The organism is Nostoc sp. TCL26-01, assembly GCF_013393945.1.
GTDB lineage: Bacteria > Cyanobacteriota > Cyanobacteriia > Cyanobacteriales > Nostocaceae > Trichormus.
In genome coordinates this window covers 849,593-873,970 of sequence record NZ_CP040297.1, presented here as the reverse complement: position 1 = coordinate 873,970, position 24,378 = coordinate 849,593, and the positions used below count along the sequence as shown (strand labels likewise).

Below are 24,378 nucleotides of genomic sequence, written 5' to 3'. Positions count from 1 at the left end.
ATTGATCAGACAACAATTTAAAAGTTTCGTCTATCCAAATTAACCACAAAACGTGACATCTCTATTTCCATAAAGATGTATTTTTAAATACTCTATTTCACAACTAGTAATTTAGCTTATGAATATCGACTCAACCAACGCACTCTTAAAAGTTCCTACTGGCGCACTACAAATTCCCGAATTTCCGCCTGCTGATGTAGGTATAAATCAGCGAGATATCTATCTTTCTTTAGTAATTCCTACTTATAAAGAGCGTGGTAATATTGCCAATGTTGTGAAAATTCTTAGTCAAATATTGGATGAATTTATACCCGGTGATTATGAATTAATCGTTGTGGATGATGATAGTCCAGATATGACTTGGGAACTAGCACAATCTCTCACTCAAGAATATCCCCAGTTGCAAGTAATGCGCCGGCAAGAAGAAAGAGGACTGTCTTCAGCCGTGATTCGTGGGTGGCAAGCTGCTAGGGGCAAGATTTTAGGGGTGATTGATGGCGATTTACAACACCCTCCAGAAGTTTTGACGCAACTGTTGACAGCTATCACCAATGGTGCAGATTTAGCAGTGGCCAGCCGTCATGTAGATGGTGGTGGTGTGAGTAGTTGGAGTGTGGTGAGGCGTTTCTTATCCCGTGGCGCGCAGGTATTGGGGTTGATGCTGTTACCGGGAGTGTTGGGTAGGGTTTCTGATCCCATGAGTGGCTATTTTATGGTGCATCGTGAGAGTGTTGCTGGTGCAACTCTCAATCCTGTGGGCTATAAGATTCTTTTAGAAGTGATTGGACGAGGCAATGTCAAGAGTATTGCTGAAGTTGGTTATGTATTTTGTGAACGCAAGGAAGGGGAAAGTAAAGTCACATGGAAGCAATATGTAGACTATATCCATCATTTAGTGCGGTTGCGTGTATCCACGGGTAAGATAGGGCGGGTGCGGCGAAAAATCAACTTCCCCCTAGATAGATTTTTGCGCTTCGCCTTAGTTGGGCTGAGTGGGGTATTTGTAGATATGACGATGTTGTATTTGTTAAGTGATCCGGCAACTTTGGCTTTACCTCTGACTCGCAGCAAAATCATCGCAGGTGAAATCGCTATTTTGAATAATTTCTTGTGGAATGATGCTTGGACTTTTGCTGATGTCTCCATGAGACAGCAAGAGTGGCATCAACGGTTAAAAAGATTTTTGAAGTTCAATATGGTTTGTCTGGCGGGGTTAGTATTGAATGTACTGGTGTTGAATTTGGTATTTAATTACCTGATTCCCAATCGCTACATTGCCAACCTGATAGCGATCGCCATTGCGACTATCTGGAATTTCTGGGTTAACCTAAAATTAAGCTGGCGTGTGACTGATGTCAAATAAGCGCACTTAAACAATCGAGTCGAGTCTAATATATACAAGTTGTCTCTAGATAACAGATGAACTTGTATAATTGGCACTCTACCATCCCGACTCGCTGGTTGCATCCCTTATTGTTACTGATATGGTTTAGCATTGGTATCAGCTTGCGTCTCCTCAATTTAACTGCCAAGCCACCTTGGACTGATGAATTTTCTACCTTGGTGTTCAGCTTGGGCAATAGTTTTTTATCAGTACCCTTAAATCAGGCGATCGCACCTGATATCCTATTACAACCACTACAACCACAACTAGGCGCGACTATTCAGGATGTGTGGACACACCTGAGTCATGAAAGTAACCATCCTCCGATTTATTTTGTTTTAACTCATTGGTGGATGCAGTTATTTCCCACACAACAAGGCCTAGTTTCATTATGGGGGGCGCGATCGCTTGCCGCAATTTTTGGTGCTGCATCTATCCCCGCAATTTATGGCTTAACTTGGATAGCTTTTCGTTCCCGCATAGCTAGTCAACTAGCCGCCGCCATGATGGCAGTATCACCCTATGCCATCTTTCTGGCACAAGAAGCACGCCATTACACCCTAGCAATTTTGTGGGTAATTGCTTCCCTCACTTGTTTAGTCATCACCACACGCCATATTCGCCACCGTACACAATTACCCATACCAATAGCAATTCTGTGGATAATCATTAACGCCTTGGGTATCGCCAGCCATTACTTTTTCGTTCTCACCCTACTGACAATAGCCCTAGTTTTAATCGTTACAGCCTGGCAACAAACCCAAGACAAAAAAATTTCTCCTCCCCACTCCCTTTTCTCTCCCCCTTGGCGACGCATTTACGCCGTTGCCCTTGGCACTTTTATTTCTGCGATAGTTTGGCTACCCATCTTTTTGCAAAATAGCTATGGGGATAAATTGACAGACTGGATACAACAACCCCGCCAAGGTTGGGCTTGGTTAAGTCCTCTGTTTCAAGCTTTTGGGGCTTGGGTGACAATGCTTTATCTGCTACCAGTGGAATCACCCCAGCTAGTGATTGTGATTGCTTCTGGGTTGGTAATGCTGATGTTTATCATTTGGGCAGCACCGATTTTAGTGAGAGGATTAAAAGCACTACTACAGCAAGCCGACACTCGCTTCACAACGCAGGTTTTAGCTGGTGTAGTTGTAGGAGCGATCGCCTTATTCTTTATTTTTACCTATTTTCTTGGTATAGACTTAACCAGAGGTGCGCGTTACAACTTTGTCTACTTTCCGGCTGTCATCGTCTTATTAGGCGCAAGTTTAGCTGTTTGTTGGCAGGAAATTGGTGGAAAAAAAGCCGTCACTATCATTTGGTTGATGGCATTTCTCAGTGCCATCACTGTGCTTTTCAATCTTGGTTATCAAAAATATTACCGTCCTGATTTGTTCATCCAGTTAATTAGAAAAACCTCCCAAGTACCAGTACTCATCGCCACTACCCAAATCACCCATGTGCAAATTGGGGAAATGATGGGTATAGCTAGAGAATGGCAATTACAAAATTTCAACTCACCCTCTCCCTTATTTCTCCTCGCCCATCAAGATAAAAACCTACAAACTGCCACCAATACCCTAGAAAATACATTAAAAACCTTGCCACGTCCATTTGACCTGTGGTTAGTCAACTTTCACGCACCCGTCGGCGAAAAAATAGCTGAGTGTATAGCTGATAACCAATCTTTACCCGCAGTCAATGGTTACGAGTACAAAATTTATCATTGTCAAAAATGAGGGTCAATGGTCAATGGTCAATAGTCAATAGTCAATGGTCAATGGTCATTACTCAGCACGGGAGCAACGCGATTTGGTGAGGTCGGATCAAAAATTAGCGATCGCTAATCAACATTAATTTAATGGAAGCTTTACCAGATAATTGGGCAGATATTCAACCTGATACTGTATATATTTCAATCAGTGGTCTGCTAGTTTCATTTGCCAGTGAACAAATAAAGTTGGGATTAAAATATGATCAAAAGGGGAAACATTTAAAAGCCATCGAGAAAGGGCAAGTCTCCCCTCGCGGGAATATTGGGTTGGTGGCTTCCCAAGAATCAGGCTATGATTTGAAATCTAAAGTCTTAGGTAAAGATGGCGACCGCCGATTTCATGCAAAATTCATTGATGGTATATTACACTTCCCTGGTTTGATAACAGAACATTAAACACACACAACTATGACAATGCTTGAATTGAAAAATCATCAAGTCTGGCGAGATTTAACGGAAATATTAGAAAATTTAGATGCTAATATTCTTGTTCAAGAACATCTTGCCCAATGTGATTATCAAGTGTGCGGTTACTGGGATGAACAAGATGAATATTATGAAACAATTACGTTGCCTCGTATTCTAGAAGCCGAATTAGTTAGCAGTTCTATTGGCGTTACTCACACTGAACGTTTTTTACAACTAAAGTTTTCACTCATAGCTGATGCTGTAGCTCATACAAAAACTGCAAGTAGTAAAGCTCAAAAACTTGGTGAATTGGTTCTTGTTTATAATGAAAATCTAGAATTTGTTGATGAAAATTGGCTTTTAGATGTCGATTCTCCAATGCTTGTGAAGTGAAGGATCTCATTTTAGGCAATTGAGCAGAAGTAAGAAACAACTAAGCAACGAATTTTCATGCCTAGCTCAACGCTGAATATATAAAGGTTTGAGTTCTGTACCTCACTATTGCTATAACTTGATTACTTACAAACAATTGCTGAAACTTTCATGTTTTTTGTATACCAAAGCCGATTTTTTGCCAGGGCATTATTGACAGTATTATTAACTATTGCCATCGTCATCATTTTCTCATTAGCAGATGTAGCGATCGCTCAAGAATTATCAACCCCAAAACAGCAAAATAATCCCACCATCATTGAAAATCAAAAACCCGGTACGACTGATTGGCAATTGACACAACCTGCTATCAGGCGAGAAATTGAAGGCTACGCTTCCTTAACTAGTGTCAATCGTGGAGACGAAATTAAGCTGTTTGTCAATACCAGAGAACCAAATTACACCATAGAAATCTTTCGGATGGGTTGGTATGGCGGTGCTGGTGGTAGACTCATGGCTGCGGCAATTAAGCGAGTGGGTACTAAGCAACCACCACCAATTATTGATCAAGCCACTGGTTTGATTGAGTGCAATTGGCGAGATCCTTACGTTCTCAAAATTCCAGACAATCCAAAAGACCTAACACAATGGGCTAGTGGTGTCTACCTAGCTAAACTCACTGCTGGCAAAAGTGGCAAACAAAGCTACATTATCTTTGTCGTTCGTGATGATAGTCGCCCATCTGATATCTTATTTCAATCCAGCGTGACGACCTATCAAGCCTACAATAACTGGGGGGGAATGTCTCTGTACCGTTGGAACAGTCGCGGTAAACAAGCAGCCAAAGTCTCCTTTAATCGTCCCTACGCAGCCAGTCCCAGTCTAGCCGCCGCCTATGGGATGGGAGCAGGAGAATTTCTGACCAATGCTCAACCCAAAAGGAGAACGTCTAACGCTGGGTGGGAATACAACATGGTCAGATGGCTAGAACGTTCCGGGTACGATGTTAGTTATATCACAGATATTGACACCCATAATAACCCTTTAGAACTGTACACGACAAAGCCCATACTTTGGTTACACAAAGTATTTCTCTCCGTTGGGCATGATGAATATTGGTCAGCCAAAATGCGGCAAAATGTCGAAACAGCTAGAGATTACGGTGTGAATCTGGGGTTTTTTTCGTCCAATACTTGCTATTGGCAAATTCGCTTTGAGCCTAGTTTTGTCACTAGGGAAATGAATCGGACAATTGTGGCTTATAAAGAGAATTTACTGCTAGATCCGTTTGCAAGAGACAAAGATCCCACAAATGATTTTCTCGTCACAACTCTGTGGCGTAACAAACCCGTAAATCGCCCAGAAGAAGCTTTAATTGGTGTGATGTACGAAACTTTTCAAGTCAACGCTGATATTGTCGTGAATGAAACAGCCCCCAGTTGGATTTTAGCTGGTACACAATTGCACTCAGATGATAGTAATACTGCTATCAAAACTAACAAAAAATTGCCTTTACGGGAAATGCGACTAACAGGACTGTTAGGATATGAAGTTGATCGGATGTTCCGTTACGCCCCAACTAATACAATTCGCATTGCCCACTCACCTTATCGATATAAAGGTGGTACAAGATATGCCGATATGACTGTTTACACTACAGAGTCTGGAGCAATGGTATTTGCGACTGGTTCAATGCAGTGGAATTGGGGACTAGATGATTATAATGCACCCACACTGCGCCCTTCCTTACTAAATCCTGATGCCCAAGCCATCACACATAACGTACTCAAGCAGATGATGAAAATTAAAAATTGAAGAGGTAGGGAGAGCTGAGTTAGCTATTCACTCAGCACTCAGCTCTAATCTATCCCTACACCCTTAATCATAATCTAAGCGATCGCCGCAGGGATTGCCTGCTTAACTGCTTGCTGCAATAATTCCGCTTTATCGGTACGTTCCCAGGGCAAATCTAGGTCATTCCGTCCAAAGTGACCATAAGCTGCAACGTCCTGATAAAAACGTCCGCCTCTTTCACTTGGTAAGTTGCGTAAATTAAAGCTATGAATAATCCCCGCCGGACGCAGTTCAAAGTTTTCTTTGACTAGTTCCAACAAGGTTGTATCATCGACTTTCCCTGTGCCAAAAGTATCGAGAAAAATGCTCACCGGTCGTGCTACACCAATGGCATAACTCAACTGCACTTCACATTTTGCTGCCAACCCGGCCGCCACAATATTTTTAGCCACATATCGGGCTGCATAAGCCGCAGAACGGTCTACCTTCGTGGGGTCTTTGCCTGAGAAAGCGCCACCACCATGTCGGGAATAACCACCATAGGTATCGACAATAATTTTCCGTCCAGTTAAGCCAGAGTCACCTTGGGGGCCGCCAATGACAAATTTACCCGTAGGGTTGACTAAAAAGCGTGTTTCTGAGTCTGGTTTGATGTCAATATCACCAAACACAGGTTCTACCACAGCCGTCCACAGGTCTTGTTTAATCTTGGCTTGCACTGCTGCTTCATCAGTAATGTCGCCAATGGTGGCTGTATGCTGGGTGGAAATGAGAATTGTATCAATTCCTACAGGAATGCCATCTTCATAGATGACAGTAACTTGAGTTTTCCCATCAGGACGGAGGTAAGACAACTCGCCAGTCTTACGCACTGCTGCAAGTCTCCGGGCAATGCGATGAGACAGACAAATTGGTAAAGGCATCTGTTCTGGTGTCTCATTACAAGCAAAACCAAACATGATTCCTTGGTCACCTGCACCAATTTTGTCAAAGAGTTCATCACTATCTTGCTCACGGGTTTCTTGAGCAGTATTAACACCTTGAGCAATATCTGGTGATTGTTCATCTAACGCGACAATAACGCTAGTGCTGTTAGCAGAAAAACCGTTATCGGCGTTAGTATAACCAATCTCGGCTATTTTCTGGCGAGCAACATTAGCATAATTGACATTAGCTTTAGTCGTAATTTCACCAGTAATTAACACCAAACCAGTGTTCACTACAACTTCTGCCGCAACTCGACTGGTCGGATCTTGTGTCAGTAACGTATCGAGAATCGTATCAGAAATCTGATCGCAGATTTTATCTGGATGGCCTTCGGTAACTGACTCGGAGGTAAATAAATAACGTTTAGACAAAGAGTATTCCTCCATTAAAGGTATTTTCACTGACTAAACGCCTAAACATTTAGTCTAGCTACTAATTACTGAAATCATAACAATCTTGGCACATTCAGCCGTTAGTGTGCCGTTTTTTTCAGTCCTATATAAGGAGAAATTAATTTACTAAAATTATCAATAATAATCAAAAGTCTGTGGGGAGTAATATGGCGTTTCGTGCTAAAGGCTAGGGGCTAAATGGGACAAAAAAAGGGGGACTCGAAAGTACCCCCACAAGTTTTGACACAAACACTGCTGTATTAAACCTGAACTGCCAGCTTTGCTTCCTTTGTGGTTAAGCGCTCATAGGTAGCACGCATTTTCAAACCTGTTAACACTTGGAATAAACCAGTTCCATTGTTAGAACCTGGATATTCACGGTGTTGGAGTAATAACTGAGTCATCTCGCCTTGGTACTTGGTGGATGTGTTGCTGAGATGGGTTTCGATGTAAATAACTTCTTCGAGGTTATCAAATTGACCATCTACCTCTAAAACAGACACATAGCGACCGTAGTAAACATCGGAACCGTAGTAAAGCTGCATACCTGGGTAAGAACAGGTAAGCTTACGTCCACAGGGAGTCCACTGGATTGTTGAACCTTCATCAAATAAATAGACGGGTTCAAAATCTTCTTTGCCTTCCCGTTGCAGCATCCGCACTCGCAGGACTTTGCGTTCTGTATCGTTTTTGATGAGGTTTGTGGGTAATACTTGCAAAACTACATCAGCGAATTCTCTTTGGGGTTCGATGTATTTTTGGAAGTCTGGTTTGCGAGAGTTGATAGCAGCGAGAACGTCTTCGTAGCGATGACCTCTTTCTGCCATGTCTCGCTGAATTTTCCAAGCAATTTTCACTTCATCGCTAATGTCAAAATAGACGCTGAAGTCGAGTAGCGATCGCACTCGTTCATCATATAGGGGATGTAGACCCTCTACCACTACAATGTGATTTGGCTCTACTATCTCAGGTGGATCAATTAAACCTGTTTCGTGGTTATAAATCGGCTTGTTAATTGCTTGACCTTCTTTGAGCGCTTTAATTTGCTCATACATCAGGTCAAAGTTATTGGCTCTGGGGTCTAGTGCAGTAATACCAGTTTCTTTACGTTGTTTCCGGTCTAAGCAATGGTAGTCATCTAAACAGATGACTGTCATGAACTCTTCCCCAAACAAATCGATCAAACGACGCAAAAACGTAGATTTACCGCACCCGGAGTCTCCGGCTACTCCTATTAGTACCACGCGATCTGGCTTAGTTGTCATAAATCTCCTCAAATACTAAATGTGTCAATCAATAATTTTTCACACAGCAGAATGTGAAGCCAGGAGTTTACCCCATTGGTTTGTCCTGCGTTCTTGCTACTCAGCAGCACAAATTTATGCCAGATAACATTACACCCATAATTGAAGGTTGTAACTTTCTGGATATCCTTGATTTATAGCTGGTAAGTATTTAATCCTAGTGGTATAGTTAATCTTAACAGAATGGGGTATCCCATACAAGATTTGTTGTCAAGAGAATCGAGTGGTTGACCAAACATAACTCAATGATTAAGTTGTAGTTTCTAAAAGCCCAGTCATCACCAACCGTAATTTCTGTAGCTAACTCGTCTATTGATTTGTACTCTTTGTACTCTCATATCATTAAGTCTATAATGTATAATTCTTTTTTGCAGAAATTTTTGCGTATTTTTGCTTGATGAGTGTGCTTATTCTCAATTTTATTTTCTGGGAGTCGCAAAACTGATAGTATCTGCTCAGATAGTCATCCGATTTGATTTCTGAATCACTCGTAGAGGTAAGGAACTAGGGACTGGGTACTGGGTACTGGGGACTCGGAAGAAAGCATAAATGTGTACTGAGTTTTGTTCAAAATTCAAATAGGAGTCCCATAGCAGTTATTCCTAAAGTAGCAACATTTGTGAGATGTACTGAGTTCTTCATCATGGCAAAATCAAGGTTTTGAGCATAAGTACTTACGCACAAATATTTATGTATTGTTCGTATTGTTCAACAAGACTGAACTTGCTGTATCACGTGACTATTGCCTATTGCCTATTGCCTCTCTCAGCTAGATAATTTATTTTGCATGACTACTTAAAAATGCCTTGCTGATGCTACAGCACAACGTATCTGGCGCTAAGGAAAGAGTAAACCAAGTGTATAAATTCACAAAAAAAAGATTAAATTGATTCATTATTAACATTCTCCCAAGGACTTATCCTCTAATTTAGAAGATGAGCAGGTGTGTTTATTGCCATACCTACACGTCTTTGGTGAGTACTAAGCAAAGCATTAGTTGATCATGTCAAGTTTCTCAGATCGCTAGTTTTGGTGACAAAAAATCCGATAAACTAAAGCTGGCTTGTGAAGAGAAAAAGTTTTTTTTGAGAAACGGTTAAGTTAAAGATCGGAGTGGTAGAAGGAATGTCTAATCAAGGTGCTTTTGAAGGTGCTGCCAACACAGAATCAGGTAGCCGCGTCTTCGTTTACGAAGTGGTGGGTATGCGTCAGAGTGAAGAAACTGATCAAACGAACTACCCAATTCGTAAAAGTGGCAGTGTGTTCATCAGAGTGCCTTACAACCGCATGAATCAAGAAATGCAGCGTATCACTCGCCTGGGCGGTAAGATTGTTGGCATTCATTCGGTAAGCGCACTACAACAACTCAATGGTCAAGATGCCATTGCCAGTTCCACAAATGCGTCTAGTGAACCTGCTGACATTAAGGGGAATGGTAAAGCCACACCTGTAAATGCTGAACCACAGAAACAGAACAAGGACAACAAAGGCAACACCATGACTCAAGCGAAAGCCAAAAAAGCCCATGCTGATGTTCCCGTAAATATTTACCGTCCCAATGCGCCATATATCGGCAAGGTAATATCTAACGACCCCCTAGTCCAAGAGGGCGGTATTGGTATTGTTCAGCATATCAAATTTGACCTTTCTGCTGGTGATTTGAAATACATCGAAGGTCAAAGTATTGGGATTATTCCCCCTGGTTTAGATAAAAACGGTAAGCCAGAAAAACTCAGACTCTACTCCATCGCCTCCACCCGTCACGGCGATGATGTAGATGACAAAACAGTCTCCCTGTGTGTCCGTCAGTTGGAGTACAAGCATCCTGAATCTGGCGAAACAGTTTACGGTGTTTGCTCTACACACCTCTGTTTCCTCAAACCAGGAGATGAGGTGAAAATTACAGGGCCAGTAGGTAAAGAAATGCTCCTACCTGATGACCCTGAAGCTAATGTGATTATGATGGCAACCGGAACAGGTATTGCACCAATGCGGGCTTATTTGTGGCGGATGTTCAAGGATGCTGAAAGAGCTGCTAACCCAGAATACCAGTTCAAAGGTTTCTCTTGGCTGATCTTTGGTGTGCCGACAACTCCTAACCTTCTCTACAAAGAAGAATTAGAAGAAATCCAACAAAAATACCCCAATAACTTCCGCCTCACTGGTGCTATCAGCCGGGAACAAAAAAATCCCCAAGGCGGTAGAATGTACATCCAAGACCGCGTAGCTGAACACGCTGATGAACTGTGGCAATTAATCAAGAATGAAAAAACCCACACCTACATCTGTGGTTTGCGCGGGATGGAAGATGGTATCGACGCGGCTTTAACTGCTGCTGCTGCCAAAGAAGGGGTAACTTGGAGTGATTACCAAAAGGATCTGAAAAAAGCTGGTCGTTGGCACGTTGAAACATACTAAGTTAGTCATTAGTCAATGGTCATTAGTCCATAGTGATGAGACTCAGGTGACTAACTAGCAAAATAGATGAATTTGTAGGGTGGGCGTTGTCCACCCTACAATTGTTTTGTATATAAATAGCTGGGAAATGGGTTCTAAGTTCTGGGAGATCATGACTCAGCACTCAAAACTAAATTTGGTGTAAATTTTGTGGGTGTAAAGCTAGGAATCTTGGGATTAGGCACAGTGGGAACGGGAACTGTACAACTGCTGCAAGATGCGGTTGGTCGTCATCCGTTGTTGCAAGAGGTAGAAATTTATCGAGTGGGAGTACGATCGCTCGATAAGCACCGTGATGTTAAACTACCTATAGAAGTTTTAACTACAGATTTAGAGGCGATTGTCAATGACCCAGCAATAGATATTATTGTGGAAGTCATGGGTGGACTAGAACCAGCGCGATCGCTCATCCTCAAAGCCTTAAATAATGGTAAACACGTAGTCACAGCAAATAAAGCCGCGATCGCTCGTTTTGGGGCAGAGATTTTTGACACTGCCAATCACGCCGGGATGTATGTCATGTTAGAAGCCGCCGTCGGTGGTGGGATTCCCGTAATTCAACCTTTAAAACAATCTCTCAGCGTTAACCGCATTCACACCGTTACAGGCATCGTTAACGGCACAACGAACTACATTCTCACACGGATGCAAACAGAAGGGAGTAACTTTGATGATGTGTTAGCTGATGCTCAACGTTTGGGTTATGCAGAAGCAGATCCGACGGCTGACGTGGATGGCTTAGATGCAGCAGATAAAATTGCCATCTTGGCATCATTGGCCTTTGGTGGACGGATAAACCTCCAGGATGTCTACTGCGAGGGTATCCGCCAAGTCAGCAAAACCGACATAGCCTACGCCGAAAAATTGGGCTTTGTGATTAAATTATTGGCGATCGCTAATAATCAATCTCAAGATACCACCAAACTATCCATCAGAGTCCATCCCACCTTAGTACCCAAAGCTCATCCCCTCGCCAGCATTAACGGTGTCTATAACGCCATTCTTGTAGAAGGAGAACCCATCGGACAAGTCATGTTCTTCGGCCCCGGTGCAGGTGCAGGTGCAACCGCCAGCGCTGTCACCTCCGATATTTTAAGTCTAGTTGCTGCCCTAAAAAGCAATACCACAGCCCCCAATCCCCTCTTAACCTGTAGACACGAAGAATACAGCCAAATTGCCCCCATTGCCGACCTTTTAACCCGATTTTATGCCCGATTCCACACCAAAGACCAAGCAGGTGTCATCGGCAAATTAGGTACTTGTTTCGGCAATCATGGCGTGAGTCTAGAATCAATCGTCCAAACCGGCTTTCAGGGAGAACTAGCAGAAATTGTCGTCGTCACTCACGATGTCCGAGAAGGGGAATTCCGCCAAGCCTTAGCCGAAATTCAAAGTTTAGCAGCTGTTGACAGCATTCCTAGTATTTTGAGAGTGTTGTAAATAGTGCTGAGTGCTGAGTAATGAGTAATGAGTAAGAGAATTAGGGAGTGTAAGAGTGCTAAGAAGTTTTTCGTCTTTGCTCCACTCTGCGAGTTCCGCGAAGCAGTATTGCTCCATGTCCCCTTTCTTCCATTGATTACTCTCCACTCAGCACTCAGCACTCAGCACTCTCCCACTCCCTACTACTTAAATTAACCCGATGACAAATAAACCTCCCACAGAGTCAGAGTCATCCCTTGGCTTTGACGAATTCATTGCTATTCTGGTTGCCTTTGCCACAATTGGGGGCATTTTGTTTTGGTCATTTTCCCGTAAAGATGGTGGCTGGAATTTACCCAAATTTCTATCACCTCTAGCAACCACCTCTCCCAGTCTTCCTCAAAAGACACCGACACCCCAATTAAACCCAAAAGTTGAGTCTGACATAAAAGTGTTGCCATCACCCCCGCCAATGGAGATGACAAAACCGAATATCAATCAACCACCAATTGATCAGAGAACACCTGAACCTGTATTACCACCCGTCCAAGTAGTACCAATCAACTCACCCAGCAGACCAACTGCACCATCGATAGAAGCAAACTTTTCTACCAATACCTCATCACTATCTCTAATCATTCCCGCCGAGAAAAAATCTACCATTCCCCCGCCAATTGCCTTTAATGATATTCCTGCTAATTTTTGGGCAAGTCGTTTTATCAATGCCCTATCTTCTCGTAAGATCATCAAAGGCTTCAAAGATTATTCTTTTCGACCAAATCAGCCAGTTAGCCGGGCAGAATTTGCGGCTATCTTACAACAAGCCTTTAACCCAGAACTAACTAAATCAACTACCTCACTCAAAGATATACCGCCCAAATTTTGGGCAACACCAGCAATTAACCATGCCGTCAGTGCCAGATTTTTAAGCGGCTATCCCAACAAAACCTTTAAACCACAACAAAATATTACGCGATCGCAAGCCCTAGTGGCCCTAGTCAGTGGCTTAAATCTTAAACCACCAACCACCCCAAATCAGACTTTAAGCAAATACAAAGATGCCAAAAATATTCCCAAATATGCCGTGAGCAAACTAGCAACCGCCTCAGCCAATGGACTAATAGTCAACCACCCCAATCCCCAAATCTTAGCTCCCAACCAACCAGCCACCCGTGCAGAAGTAGCAGTAATGATACATCAAGCCCTGGTCAGAATGGGCAAATTAGAAGAAATCCCATCCCCTAACATGGGCAACTTACCTCCAACCTTCCCCTAACTTCCTCCTCTTTCCTCTGCGCTTACCTCCGCGCCCCTCTGCGTTAAAAAAAATCATAAAAATGGCCAAGCCAAATCTGGCCTAGCCATTAAATTTATCTTGTCTGACAGCAGAAATTAACTTAACCTACCATCAACACAATTCTTAACACTGGATGAGTCAGATATTAAACTTCTGCACCATCTTGTCCAACTACTTGTGATTTCAAGGTAGTAATTTCTTCAGTTAGTTCCTGTCTGGTTGAAGCTTTAAGTAAATAACGGTAAACAAACCAGGCAGAATAACCAATACCAATCAACTCAAAAGTTGGTGCTACTAAAGGAATATCATTCAACGAATCTAAAACTGCCAACAGGACTTTCACTGCGACAACTGCTGCCACAATTAAACCCACACTAACCAAAGGTTGTTTATATTGATTAAAAAAGCCGCCTATGTATTCAGGCAGAGTTGCTAAAAAATCAGAGACCTGTTCCCCGTATTTTACCCATTGTTCTTGAGACTGGGCAGGAGGCTGGAGTTTAGTGATAGTTCCTGTTTGGCTATTGATTTCTGGCACTGTTGCCTCTTTAGACTTGGTTTCTGTAAATTCCGGTTCTTGCATTTTCACTTCCATTAATTTGACAGTTGAGGTTCTCTAATCTGAACAATTACAACCACAAGGCTGCTGATTAGACAATAGACACTTGCATCAAATTGAGTTGGGAAACAGGTTTTAGTGTCCTATAACCATAGTTGCCCCATCACATCTACTGCATCAACTACAAGGTAGACAGTCAGTAGGAGGATAGAAGTCAGCAACTGCCAAGATGTACTAAAATCAGTAGCTTTCTGAGTTTGGTTTTCCTAAATCAACTGGAATTCCCAGTTGTCAGTTGCTCATCATCGTACTCATTAAAGTACAAATCATGCAGAAATTGACTTCACCCCTCATTTATATAAGCACAAACGCCGATTTCATCTGAATATTAAAGCTATCTTAAGCCGCGATCGTCAATCAAAGTATTGGTTCTGGATATTAATCCTTAACAAAAATTTTTATGTAGCGAAATTTACTAGACAATTCGATGGTTTTATGGTATGACGTTTTTTAGGTGAGTAGAGAAGCGATCGCAGTTTAAAAAGTTTTGGGCGAATATAATTCGCTACTACACAGGCAAAGTCCGCCTGCGCGGACTAATACAAAGTTAAGGATTTCCAACCCACGCAAGTAGGTTTCGTCTGTGTAGACGCGATTTCTAATCGACCAGGTGAGTAACATATTAGACTTTTCAAACATCCTCTAAGCCAGTGTTTATCTCTTTTGATACTGCTTGTCTATATCTTGCTCTATTTGTGGTTGATAATGTTGTGATTTACACTCACCAAATTGTTGGATAAGTTGAGCAACTAAACCTGTCCATCCAGTTTGATGACTAGCACCAATGCCGGCTCCGTTATCACCATGAAAATATTCATAGAATAAAATCAAATTTTGCCAGTGCGGGTCATTTTGCAACTTTTGTGTTCCTCCATAAACGGGTCGTTGTCCAGAGGAATTTTGCAAGAAAATTTTCGTTAATCTTCGAGATAATTCTAAAGAAACTTGCCAAAGTGTCATCATTTGACCAGAACCTGTGGGACATTCCACAAGAAAATCATCTCCTAAATAAGAGTAAAACTTTTGCAAGGATTCAATTAGTAAGAAGTTCACCGGAAACCAAACTGGACCACGCCAATTAGAATTACCACCAAATAAACCACTAGTAGATTCTGCTGGTTCATAATCTACCCGAAATTGAGAACCATTGACATTAAATGTGTAAGGATGTTGAGCATGAAATCTAGAGAGTGCGCGAATTCCATAAGGACTGAGAAACTCACTTTCATCTAACATTTTTTGCAAAAGACTTCTGAGTTTATCCCGCGAAACAATCGCTAGCAATCTTCTCGCACCTATGCCTTTTGTTTCCATGCAAGCTACATTTTGCCGTAAATCAGGACGGTTTTGAATAAACCATTCTAGCCGCTTCTTAAATCCAGGCAGCATTTTTAATGTTTCTGGTTCGATAGTTTCAATCGCAAATAGGGGAATTAACCCTACCATTGACCGGACTTTTAAGGTAATCTGCCGTTCATGCAGATGCAACACATCGTAGTAAAAACCATCGGCTTCATGCCATAAACTAGCTTCTAGTTCGCCGATTTTATTCATGGCATCAGCTATGTAAAGAAAATGCTCAAAGAACTTGGTGGCAATATCTTCATAAACAGGATTAGTCTTGGCTAATTCTAGCGCGATCGCCAACATATTTAAACAGTACATTCCCATCCAACTTGTACCATCAGATTGATCGATATGTCCGCCTGTAGGTAGGTTGGCACTGCGATCAAATACACCAATATTATCTAACCCTAAAAATCCCCCTTGAAAGATATTATTCCCTTCAGCATCCTTACGATTTACCCACCAGGTAAAATTGAGCATGAGTTTTTGAAATACTCGCTCTAAAAACTGCCTATCTGCACGTCCATAAATTTTTTGTTCAATCTGATAAATTTGCCAAGTTGCCCAAGCATGAACAGGGGGATTCACGTCACCAAATGCCCATTCATAAGCGGGAATTTGCCCATTTGGGTGCATATACCATTCTCTTGTTAAAATATCCAATTGGTATTTAGCAAAATCTGGATCAATCATTGCCAAAGGAATAGTATGAAATGCTAAATCCCAAGCTGCAAACCAAGGATATTCCCACTTATCAGGCATAGAAAGAATATCTTCATTATAGAGATGAAACCATTCTTGATTCCTGCCATTTTGCCGTTCTGGTGGGGGTGGTGGCGCGTGGCGATCGCCTTTGAGCCAATCCTCAACAATATAATGATAAAATTGCTTACTCCACAGCATCCCCGCAAAGGCTTGACGCTGCACATTTCGCATATCTTCACTGAGAGAATGTGGTGTAATCCATTGATAAAATTCATCGGCTTCTTGTTGCCGTTTTAAAAATATAGCATCAAATTCTTTGCCTAATGGCTCAACTAAGTCGGGTATATTACTCAGTCGTAATTTGATAATTTTTGTTTCATTTGGGTTGACTGTTAATATATAATTGGCAGATGCTTTAGTACCGACTTTATCAGGATTTATTGCTGATTTATCACCATTTACAATATAGTTATTAATCCCATCTTTTACATACTTAGAAGTATTAGGCGAGTTAAATAATCGCTGGTAATTTGTCTCGTTGTCTGTAAAAACAACCTCAGATGCTGATTGACAATATAACCACCTGTTACCTAAAGTTGAATGAGATGCAGCAATAATATGACCGCTATGATCTGATTTAATTTCTTTTAAACTAGGTTTATCTGCATCTCCATTCCAACACCAAGTATTGCGGAACCAAATTGTTGGTAATAAGTACAGGGTTTTAGTTTCTGTACCTCGATTGATTACTTTAATTTGCATGAGAATATCTTCAGCCGAATCTTTGGCATATTCCACAAACACATCAAAGTAGCGGTTGTCATCAAATACACCTGTATCTATTAGTTCAAATTCTGGTTCTTGACGACTGCGGCGTTGATTTTCTGTAACTAATTGAGAGTAAGGAAAAGCTGCTTGCGGATATTTATACAGCGCTTGCATATAAGAATGCGTGGGGGTGCTGTCTAAATAAAAGTAATATTCTTTCACGTCTTCCCCGTGATTACCCTCATTACCAGTCAGCCCAAAGATTCTTTCTTTGAGAATAGCATCTTCACCATTCCACAGAGCGATCGCCAAACACAACCGTTGATGATTATCGGAAATCCCCAAAATCCCATCTTCACCCCAACGATACACACGAGAACGGGCTTGTTCATGGGTGAAATAGTCCCACGCCGTCCCATGAGGACTGTAATCTTCCCGGACAGTTCCCCACTGTCTTTCACTTAAATAAGGCCCCCATCTCCGCCAATGGGCTACATGATGCAAAGCTTCTTGTAATCTAATTTCTTCTGGAGTCAGATTCGTCATCATAGCATCATATTTCCATGAATTTGCTATCTGGAGTATCCCGTCTTTCGTTCAGATATCGCTGAATATTTGCTGAAAACTTTCTCATCTAGATCGTAAATAAAAATGCAGAAAAAACTCAGGGAAAATTTATATTAATTTTTATTGAGTTTTGCTATAAAGTGAGCAATTATATTGTGAAAGTAGTCTTGTTGTAGTAGTTGTGTTGAATTAGTAGGCATTTTTACAACTTGCAGTCAAGTCCGGTGTTTCTGCAAGTACAGTCAAGTTTGCCACAGACAAACTTGAAGAATATACTCAAGCAAAATCAAATGGCGTGTTTACAAATATTGGTTTTCCACTAATGAGTTACATACCCAATTTTAAAGATATGTAAGCGATCGCCTAGAACAATCATCTTACATCTGATCTACAAGGCGAGGACGCTGATAACAATCTCAATATTAATTAAGGGTTATAATTGACTTTTATGTTCTGAAATGGGGGAATAGTTCATGCCTCCAAAAAACCCACTGTTCCAAAAATGTCTGACTTACCTTGAATCACTGCCTAATATTCAAGCTACGATTCAGGGAGAACCTTATTTTTCCAGCGAAGTTTTAGCAGATGGGCAGTTAATAATTAATACTTCTCATAAAACTGCAAATTATATATGTGAAATTAAAACTGGACTTACCAACGATGTAATTGAACAAGTTGCAGAATATTTTACAAATTTAGGTAAAAGACTAAAGCATGGACAAAGACCTTTACTCGTTACACACAATTTATCTAGCTTAGTTGTCGAGCAACTTTTAGAAAAAAACATTGAATTTATTGATATTGAGGGAAATATTTATCTTAATAGCCCAGAAATTTATATAGTAGTTCGCAATCAAGTTTCTAGAAACAATACACATAAATCTTTAGAAATTACTCCTGCTACATTGCAAGTCATGTATGCTTTGCTTAAGCAACCAAAATTTATTTCGATAGAGCGTGATTTCGATGAGAAAATTGCCGACATCGCTGGTGTTACCCCCAAAACAGTGAAAAATACACTTAAAAAACTACAAGAGTTAGATTATATTAGACATAAACATGGAGGATATGAAATTATCGATTATGTTAAACTTTTGGAGCGATGGGAGTTAGGATACTCTGAAAAGTTGCGTGCAAAATTACTGCTTGGCACATTTAGTCCTATTGGAAAACGAAACTTCTCAGAAGTTGAAACTGATCTGAAAAAGTATGCAGATGTATACGGTTATTTAATAGGTGGAGAACTTGCTGCTTCAATAATAACTGAATATATTCGCCCTATTAGTGCAACATTACACCTCAATAAAAACGTCGATGAACGTCAGATAGTAGTCAATCTCAAATTAAAGCCTGATGCTGAGGGCAATGTTGTATTGCTTCAAAGTATTGGTAATGATAACTACCAGAAAAATGACTTCAAAGCATCAAAAGATAATCTTGTTAACCCATTGCTAATTCATGCAGAGTTAGTTTGGACTGGCAATAGTCGATTAAAAGAAACTGCTCAAATAATTTACGAGCAATACATTAAAACATAACTCAAAAGAATGATTGCTTCCCAAGAGAAACAAGTTTTAGTTGATCTAGTAACTATAATTAGCACTTTAAATTTACCAATGATTTTGGTAGGTGCAGGAGCTAGATTATTAATGTTCGATCAAAAATTTGGGTAAGGTAGAGGAACAAAAGACTGGGATATAGCAATATCCATAGATAGCTGGGCAGCTTATCAAGCAATGAGTGAATATCTAACCAAAGGTGATTCTCCTCGCTTTAAGTCTACAAAAAATTCCCATAAATTTAGACATATTGAAACTAACATTGAAGTTGATATTGTACCTTTTGGCGAAATTGGTGAACCTAATCAACAAATTGTTTGGTCTGATAGTGGTAATTCTATGAATGTTTTGGGGTTTACTGAAGCTCTACAATATGCTAAAATTATTAAGATTGATGATTTAGAAATCCCAGTTATTGATACGCCAGCTTTTATAGTTCTTAAGATTTTTGCTTGGGGAGATCGTGGGGAAGGTACTAACAAAGATTTAGAAGATATTGAATTTATTTTATTAAAATATGAAGATGATGAGCGCGTTTACGCTGAATTAGCAGAGGAACTTGCTGATGGAGTAGTTGAATTTCTTGATGCAAATATATACTTGCTTGGACAAGATATTTACAGAATAGTTCAAGAAAAAACTCTATTCGAGCTAAATATATTATTAGATAAACTGATTAAAAGCTTAAATGTTGATCAGCCTGGTTCTTTCGGTTATAGGTTAAAAGTCTTGCAGGCAGGTATTATTTCCCTATCCTCAAAAATGTGATTTTAATAAAATAATTTTTTTAACAAAATCTCATTTAATTACCTGGAAATGCAGTTACAGTAACTCAAGTATTTCTCTAGTCAGCCTTTTTGATGGAAACTGAGGTTGTAGAACAGTATGAAAAATAGATATTCGTTTATTGGTGGTAAGCAAGGTATATGGCGAGTATTAGAGGCGCGAGGTATTTTGGGAGAGAGTTTAGAGCTTGTTGACAGACTTAATGTGGTGAATGATGCTGTTACGAACTTGCCATTGGATAGTTTATGGATTTTACAAGGTTTTAGCAGCAATATTCGCTATGCTGTCCGTGATGAAATCAATGTTCTTCAATCTGTGCAGCCTGTGCTAAATCGCTCGGAAGCTATTTTAGCAGTGTTGATCCCCATTAAAAAATCTGCTCAGTGGTGGGAAATGCCACAAGATGAGAGGCGAGCGATTTTTGAGGAACAATCACATCACACAGCTAATGGTTTAGAGTATTTACCTGGGGTTGCACGTCGGTTGCTACACTGTCGTGATATCGAGGAACCATTTGATTTTCTCACATGGTTTGAATTCGCACCAGAACACAGCAGCGCCTTTGATGAATTGTTGTTACGAATGCGTGCCACTAAAGAATGGGAGTATGTAGAACGCGAAGTAGAGATTCGTTTACAGCGTGATGAGATAACGTAAAATATAGACGAGCGATGTGACAGGCTATGCCTTTGCTCCAACGATGCGGAAAACTTAATTGAGCTTATGATTAAGAGTAGGTAAAACTAAAGCAAACATATGCCAGTTGTTGCTGCCAAATCTTATGTAGAGTATAGCAATCATGCTTACTGGGTTGAAGGAACTCGGATTTCTCTTGACTCAATTGTTTATGCTTTCCAGGGTGGATTATCACCTGAAAGTATTGTTCAATCTTTTGAGTTACTCACATTGGAACAAGTTTATGGAGCGATCGCTTTCTATTTAGCTAATCGTGTGGAAATAGATGCCTACTTAGCAGCAGAGGAAGCAGCTTTTGATGCTATGCCCCAACCTCTACAAACAACTGCTCCTGCTTTGTACAATAAGCTAATATCAGCTAAATCAGTAAATCAGCAAGTGAGATCGTGAGTATTTGTTACCAAGCCGATGCTGACTTGAATCAGGTAATTGTCACAGGCGTTTTGCGGCGAGAGCCGAAAATTGATTTTCAAACCGCCTTTTTTGCTGATTTAAAAGGTGTGAAAGATTCAGAAGTATTAGCGATCGCTGCACAACAAAAGCGTATTCTCGTCAGCCATGATCGTAAAACAATGCCAACAGAATTTGCTAAATTTATTACTAACAATCAGAGTTCAGGAGTTATCATCGTCTCTAGGAAATTATCGATAGAAGTTGTTATTGAGGAACTATTACTGATTTGGACAGTATCGAGTGCAGACGAGTGGATTGATCGGATTGCAAAACTGCCTCTGTGATACCAACTAAACTTAAATTCAACTCTCTGTAGCTACCCAAGCACGCAAAACCTCTGCAACTGTCCAAGCTTGGGCCATACATCCTCGTGGAATCATTGGTGCATCACCATCAAAAATTTCGCTGAGACTACCAAGACCATGTGCTGTAAGATGATTAGCCATTGGTTGTAAAAATTGCCGCGCCTGTTGAGGATTTTTGTAGACACGCAGGTGTGCTGTGACAAATGCACCCAGCAACCAACCCCAGACGGTTCCCTGATGGTAAGCTCCATCACGTTGATACTGGTTACCACCGTATTTTCCCTGATACTGGGGATGGTCGGCAGAAAGCGATCGCAACCCATGAGAAGTCAACAGCATCCGCCCACAAGCTTCCACTACACTCCTTTGCTGGGTAGGTGTTAGCGGACTTTCTGTTAAGGACACAGCCAAGATTTGATTAGGACGCAACGATAAATCATCACCATCGGGACTGTCTATCACGTCATAACAATAACCCAGATCATCATTCCAGAAGCGATCAAATCTAGACTTAGCACGGTCAGCCATTGCCTCGTATTCTTGGTGAGGCTTACCCAACAGACGAGCAAATTTAGCCATTATCCGTAGGGCATTATACCACAGAGCATTGACCTCGACTGGTTTACCAATGCGAGGTGTTACCACCCAGTCTCCCACCTTGGCATCCATCCAAGTTAGTTGCACACCTGATTCCCCTGCATACAGTAAACCATCGGTAGCATCGAGGTGAATATTGTAGCGTGTACCGCGACAATGCCAGTTAATAATATCTATCAGTACGGGGAATAATTCTATCAGTAAATCATCATCCCTAGTGGTGTTGTGATAAGCCCGAATAGCTTCAAAATACCAGAGAGTTGCATCAACTGTATTATATTCTGGTGTCTCACCCGCATCAGGAAAACGATTAGGCAACATTCCTTGGTCTACATATCTAGAGAAGGTGCGAAGAATCGAACGTGCAACTTCTGGACGACCAGTAGCTAAGGTTAAACCGGGTAGACTAATCATCGTATCTCGTCCCCAGTCACCAAACCAGTGATAACCAGCGATGATAGTTTTGCCGTAAGGATCTGCTGGTACGGAACGATCTACAATGAACTGGTCAGCAGCTAAAACTAAATGGTTAATCCAGGCTGGAGAATCGGGTGCGTCGAGGGGTTGGTGAGATTTCCAGACACCAATTAACTTCTGCTCAAAATTGTGCCGGCGTTTGAGAGCTGCTTCACCATTCAAGTCTGGTTGTTGGTCAGTACTAGCAACAAATGTGAGTGTTTCCCCAGGATTAAGTGTCACCTCAAAGGTAGCAGCGTGGAGATGGTCTTCTTGATCACTCAATCCCCGGTAGCGTTCCACTGTTAGGTCAAAGCCATAGTACCAATTGTCAACAGGCGACGCAATACCGCCATCACTTAGCAAATAAAATGGTACAGCACCGGGATAAGCAATTACACAAATCCCTTGTTCCACCGCTTCAATAGACATTTGCCAACCGTTGTTTCGGGTGTCACCGTGATAATCGCGGTAATTAATCAATGCTTTCAGCTGCAACTTTAGCGATCGCGTACCCCGACGCAGAGTATACTGCACATAAGTTGTATTAGCTCCCTGCTGCATCCATACCCGTTTTTCTAACAAAGCATCAGCAACAGCGAAACGCCAAACGGGAACTGTACCTTCCAAAGTAAAACTTTCTATATGTTGATAACCGTGAGGACTGACAATACCATCTGCCCAACGGTTCGTGCTGAGAGAATAAAAGCGAGTATCATAGAGGGCAATTTCATCTAATTTTGTCAGCATTAGGGTACGACCTAGAGGTGGTTGCAATGCCGATACTAGTAAGCCATGATAGCGGCGTGTCAATAAACCTGCGATCGTTCCCGAAGCATAACCACCAATACCGTTAGTGACTAACCATTCCCTTGATTCTGCATTTTCCAGATTACCGCAGATTTCCCGCCCAAATTCCATACACATAAGTTAGTACTATTTCTGGCAATCAATATTTGAATTATTACGTATGCAGTCTGTAAACTGCTGAAATTTGCCAAGCGATACTAAGAATTAGGTAACTTATCACTCAACAACGATCTATAATCTGCTTCTGGGTGACTATAGCCACAACGAAAGATACAACGTTTGTTGTTATGGTGATGTAGTTTAGCACAACGTACAGCCCTTTTCCCTTTCAGCCTGACATAAACTTCAGCAGCCGAAAGCATCCCTAAAAGTGGTGCAGTGAAATAAACCCAGATAGCAGTCCAATTATGGGAGGGAATTGCCGAGGCTAAAGTCCGAGTTGGATTCATGCTCATACCCGACAATGGTGCTTCTACGGTAATGTAAATTGTAATCAGCACTCCAGCACAGATCCCTGTCAATGGTGCTAGCTTAGGGTGATTTGAGACAACTAAAATCATCAGCATCACACCAAAAGAAATGAGCAGTTCTGCCAAAAATGCCCCTATTACGCCATTTGTACCAGGAATTGTGACAATATAATTGACAGTAGGATGGGCGATCGCTCCTCTTAAAATCCTCACCGCTAATAGCAATCCCAGTAATCCACCAACAAACTGAGCTAAAACGTAAAATACAGCATCCCAAAATTCAATCTTACCGAGACGGAAAAAAGTTAACGTGACCACCGGATTGATATGTGCGCCTGATTGCTTACCCCAAGGTGAGTAAATAATCCCAATAGCCGTCAATCCCATTGCTAAACCAATGAAGAACCGTCGTAAAACTGGTTCTGAAATCGTTTGACGAACAAGCGAACTGGGATGCTCAAATATCGCCGTCACCACCGCCGCAGCAATCATAAAAATGCCCAGTTCCCCAGCTTCCATCAAGTATTCAGCATAGTGTTTCCGTAGTGACTGCATGATTGATTTTTCTCCTAGCTAAAAGGAAAAGAGGGAATAGGTATTAGTCATTGGTCAATAGTCAATAGTCATTAGTCATTAGTCATTAGTCATTAGTCAT

General features: G+C 41.3%; 19 protein-coding genes. 13 read left to right on the top strand and 6 right to left on the bottom strand.

Annotated features, from left to right (window positions below; genetic code table 11):
* Positions 1-118 precede the first annotated feature (118 nt).
* From FD725_RS03690 to FD725_RS03670, 5 genes are all read left to right on the top strand, one after another.
* Positions 119-1,363 (top strand): glycosyltransferase, encoded by a 1,245-nt coding sequence (locus FD725_RS03690; protein ID WP_179046869.1) that lies wholly within the window; start codon positions 119-121, stop codon positions 1,361-1,363.
* 56 nt (positions 1,364-1,419) lie between these two features.
* Complete coding sequence (locus FD725_RS03685) at positions 1,420-3,120, top strand: phospholipid carrier-dependent glycosyltransferase (RefSeq protein WP_179046868.1); 1,701 nt, start codon at positions 1,420-1,422, stop codon at positions 3,118-3,120.
* A 122-nt stretch (positions 3,121-3,242) separates the two neighbouring features.
* Entirely contained in the window at positions 3,243-3,551 is a 309-nt protein-coding gene (locus FD725_RS03680) for a hypothetical protein (RefSeq protein WP_179046867.1), read from the top strand.
* A gap of 12 nt (positions 3,552-3,563) precedes the next feature.
* A complete protein-coding gene (locus FD725_RS03675; RefSeq protein ID WP_179046866.1) occupies positions 3,564-3,956 on the top strand; it encodes a hypothetical protein in 393 nt (130 codons plus the stop codon).
* Positions 3,957-4,106: 150 nt separating this feature from the next.
* The gene (locus FD725_RS03670) at positions 4,107-5,750 is read left to right on the top strand and encodes a N,N-dimethylformamidase beta subunit family domain-containing protein (protein ID WP_179046865.1); all 1,644 of its coding nucleotides are present in this window, start codon (positions 4,107-4,109) and stop codon (positions 5,748-5,750) included.
* 74 nt (positions 5,751-5,824) lie between these two features.
* Here FD725_RS03670 and metK read toward each other — a convergent pair whose 3' ends face one another.
* Positions 5,825-7,087, bottom strand: coding sequence for a methionine adenosyltransferase (gene metK / locus FD725_RS03665; protein WP_179046864.1), 1,263 nt, complete (start codon positions 7,085-7,087; stop codon positions 5,825-5,827).
* A gap of 281 nt (positions 7,088-7,368) precedes the next feature.
* Positions 7,369-8,373, bottom strand: a complete 1,005-nt coding sequence (locus FD725_RS03660; RefSeq protein ID WP_179046863.1) for a phosphoribulokinase — start codon at positions 8,371-8,373, stop codon at positions 7,369-7,371.
* Positions 8,374-9,537: 1,164 nt separating this feature from the next.
* Between FD725_RS03660 and petH the strand changes: the two genes are divergently transcribed.
* The 3 genes from petH (at position 9,538) to FD725_RS03645 (ending at position 13,564) form a co-directional block, all read left to right on the top strand.
* Positions 9,538-10,830 carry a ferredoxin--NADP reductase gene (gene petH, locus FD725_RS03655; protein ID WP_179046862.1) on the top strand — a complete coding sequence of 431 codons (1,293 nt, stop codon included), beginning with the start codon at positions 9,538-9,540 and terminating at the stop codon, positions 10,828-10,830.
* 189 nt (positions 10,831-11,019) lie between these two features.
* Complete coding sequence (locus tag FD725_RS03650; protein ID WP_256871839.1) at positions 11,020-12,309, top strand: homoserine dehydrogenase; 1,290 nt, start codon at positions 11,020-11,022, stop codon at positions 12,307-12,309.
* 199 nt (positions 12,310-12,508) lie between these two features.
* Positions 12,509-13,564, top strand: coding sequence for an S-layer homology domain-containing protein (locus FD725_RS03645; protein WP_179046861.1), 1,056 nt, complete (start codon positions 12,509-12,511; stop codon positions 13,562-13,564).
* Positions 13,565-13,730: 166 nt separating this feature from the next.
* Here FD725_RS03645 and FD725_RS03640 read toward each other — a convergent pair whose 3' ends face one another.
* Positions 13,731-14,168, bottom strand: coding sequence for a CAAD domain-containing protein (locus FD725_RS03640; protein ID WP_179051407.1), 438 nt, complete (start codon positions 14,166-14,168; stop codon positions 13,731-13,733).
* A gap of 690 nt (positions 14,169-14,858) precedes the next feature.
* Entirely contained in the window at positions 14,859-17,570 is a 2,712-nt protein-coding gene (locus FD725_RS03635) for a glucosidase (protein ID WP_179051406.1), read from the bottom strand.
* A 494-nt stretch (positions 17,571-18,064) separates the two neighbouring features.
* Between FD725_RS03635 and FD725_RS03630 the strand changes: the two genes are divergently transcribed.
* The 5 genes from FD725_RS03630 (at position 18,065) to FD725_RS03610 (ending at position 21,369) form a co-directional block, all read left to right on the top strand.
* Positions 18,065-19,129, top strand: coding sequence for a type IV toxin-antitoxin system AbiEi family antitoxin (locus tag FD725_RS03630; protein ID WP_179046860.1), 1,065 nt, complete (start codon positions 18,065-18,067; stop codon positions 19,127-19,129).
* 198 nt (positions 19,130-19,327) lie between these two features.
* Positions 19,328-19,918 (top strand): nucleotidyl transferase AbiEii/AbiGii toxin family protein, encoded by a 591-nt coding sequence (locus tag FD725_RS03625; protein WP_218653151.1) that lies wholly within the window; start codon positions 19,328-19,330, stop codon positions 19,916-19,918.
* Positions 19,919-20,035: 117 nt separating this feature from the next.
* A complete protein-coding gene (locus FD725_RS03620; protein ID WP_179046859.1) occupies positions 20,036-20,593 on the top strand; it encodes a chlorite dismutase family protein in 558 nt (185 codons plus the stop codon).
* Positions 20,594-20,692: 99 nt separating this feature from the next.
* Positions 20,693-21,022 carry a DUF433 domain-containing protein gene (locus FD725_RS03615; RefSeq protein WP_179046858.1) on the top strand — a complete coding sequence of 110 codons (330 nt, stop codon included), beginning with the start codon at positions 20,693-20,695 and terminating at the stop codon, positions 21,020-21,022.
* Complete coding sequence (locus FD725_RS03610; protein ID WP_256871838.1) at positions 21,019-21,369, top strand: DUF5615 family PIN-like protein; 351 nt, start codon at positions 21,019-21,021, stop codon at positions 21,367-21,369. Before FD725_RS03615 ends, FD725_RS03610 begins: the two co-directional genes overlap by 4 nt.
* An 18-nt stretch (positions 21,370-21,387) precedes the next feature.
* Here FD725_RS03610 and FD725_RS03605 read toward each other — a convergent pair whose 3' ends face one another.
* Both FD725_RS03605 and FD725_RS03600 read right to left on the bottom strand, forming a co-directional pair.
* Complete coding sequence (locus FD725_RS03605) at positions 21,388-23,370, bottom strand: amylo-alpha-1,6-glucosidase (protein WP_179046857.1); 1,983 nt, start codon at positions 23,368-23,370, stop codon at positions 21,388-21,390.
* 80 nt (positions 23,371-23,450) lie between these two features.
* Positions 23,451-24,278: an MIP/aquaporin family protein gene (locus FD725_RS03600; protein ID WP_179046856.1), complete on the bottom strand. Its 828-nt coding sequence runs from the start codon at positions 24,276-24,278 to the stop codon at positions 23,451-23,453.
* Positions 24,279-24,378: the final 100 nt, after the last annotated feature.

Coding starts and splice junctions, on each gene's coding strand:
- FD725_RS03690 (WP_179046869.1), top strand. CDS start 119: ATGAATATCGACTCAACCAACGCACTCTTAAAAGTTCCTACTGGCGCA.
- FD725_RS03685 (WP_179046868.1), top strand. CDS start 1,420: ATGAACTTGTATAATTGGCACTCTACCATCCCGACTCGCTGGTTGCAT.
- FD725_RS03680 (WP_179046867.1), top strand. CDS start 3,243: ATGGAAGCTTTACCAGATAATTGGGCAGATATTCAACCTGATACTGTA.
- FD725_RS03675 (WP_179046866.1), top strand. CDS start 3,564: ATGACAATGCTTGAATTGAAAAATCATCAAGTCTGGCGAGATTTAACG.
- FD725_RS03670 (WP_179046865.1), top strand. CDS start 4,107: ATGTTTTTTGTATACCAAAGCCGATTTTTTGCCAGGGCATTATTGACA.
- FD725_RS03660 (WP_179046863.1), bottom strand. CDS start 8,373: ATGACAACTAAGCCAGATCGCGTGGTACTAATAGGAGTAGCCGGAGAC.
- petH (WP_179046862.1), top strand. CDS start 9,538: ATGTCTAATCAAGGTGCTTTTGAAGGTGCTGCCAACACAGAATCAGGT.
- FD725_RS03645 (WP_179046861.1), top strand. CDS start 12,509: ATGACAAATAAACCTCCCACAGAGTCAGAGTCATCCCTTGGCTTTGAC.
- FD725_RS03640 (WP_179051407.1), bottom strand. CDS start 14,168: ATGCAAGAACCGGAATTTACAGAAACCAAGTCTAAAGAGGCAACAGTG.
- FD725_RS03635 (WP_179051406.1), bottom strand. CDS start 17,570: ATGACGAATCTGACTCCAGAAGAAATTAGATTACAAGAAGCTTTGCAT.
- FD725_RS03630 (WP_179046860.1), top strand. CDS start 18,065: ATGCCTCCAAAAAACCCACTGTTCCAAAAATGTCTGACTTACCTTGAA.
- FD725_RS03625 (WP_218653151.1), top strand. CDS start 19,328: ATGAGTGAATATCTAACCAAAGGTGATTCTCCTCGCTTTAAGTCTACA.
- FD725_RS03620 (WP_179046859.1), top strand. CDS start 20,036: ATGAAAAATAGATATTCGTTTATTGGTGGTAAGCAAGGTATATGGCGA.
- FD725_RS03615 (WP_179046858.1), top strand. CDS start 20,693: ATGCCAGTTGTTGCTGCCAAATCTTATGTAGAGTATAGCAATCATGCT.
- FD725_RS03605 (WP_179046857.1), bottom strand. CDS start 23,370: ATGTGTATGGAATTTGGGCGGGAAATCTGCGGTAATCTGGAAAATGCA.
- FD725_RS03600 (WP_179046856.1), bottom strand. CDS start 24,278: ATGCAGTCACTACGGAAACACTATGCTGAATACTTGATGGAAGCTGGG.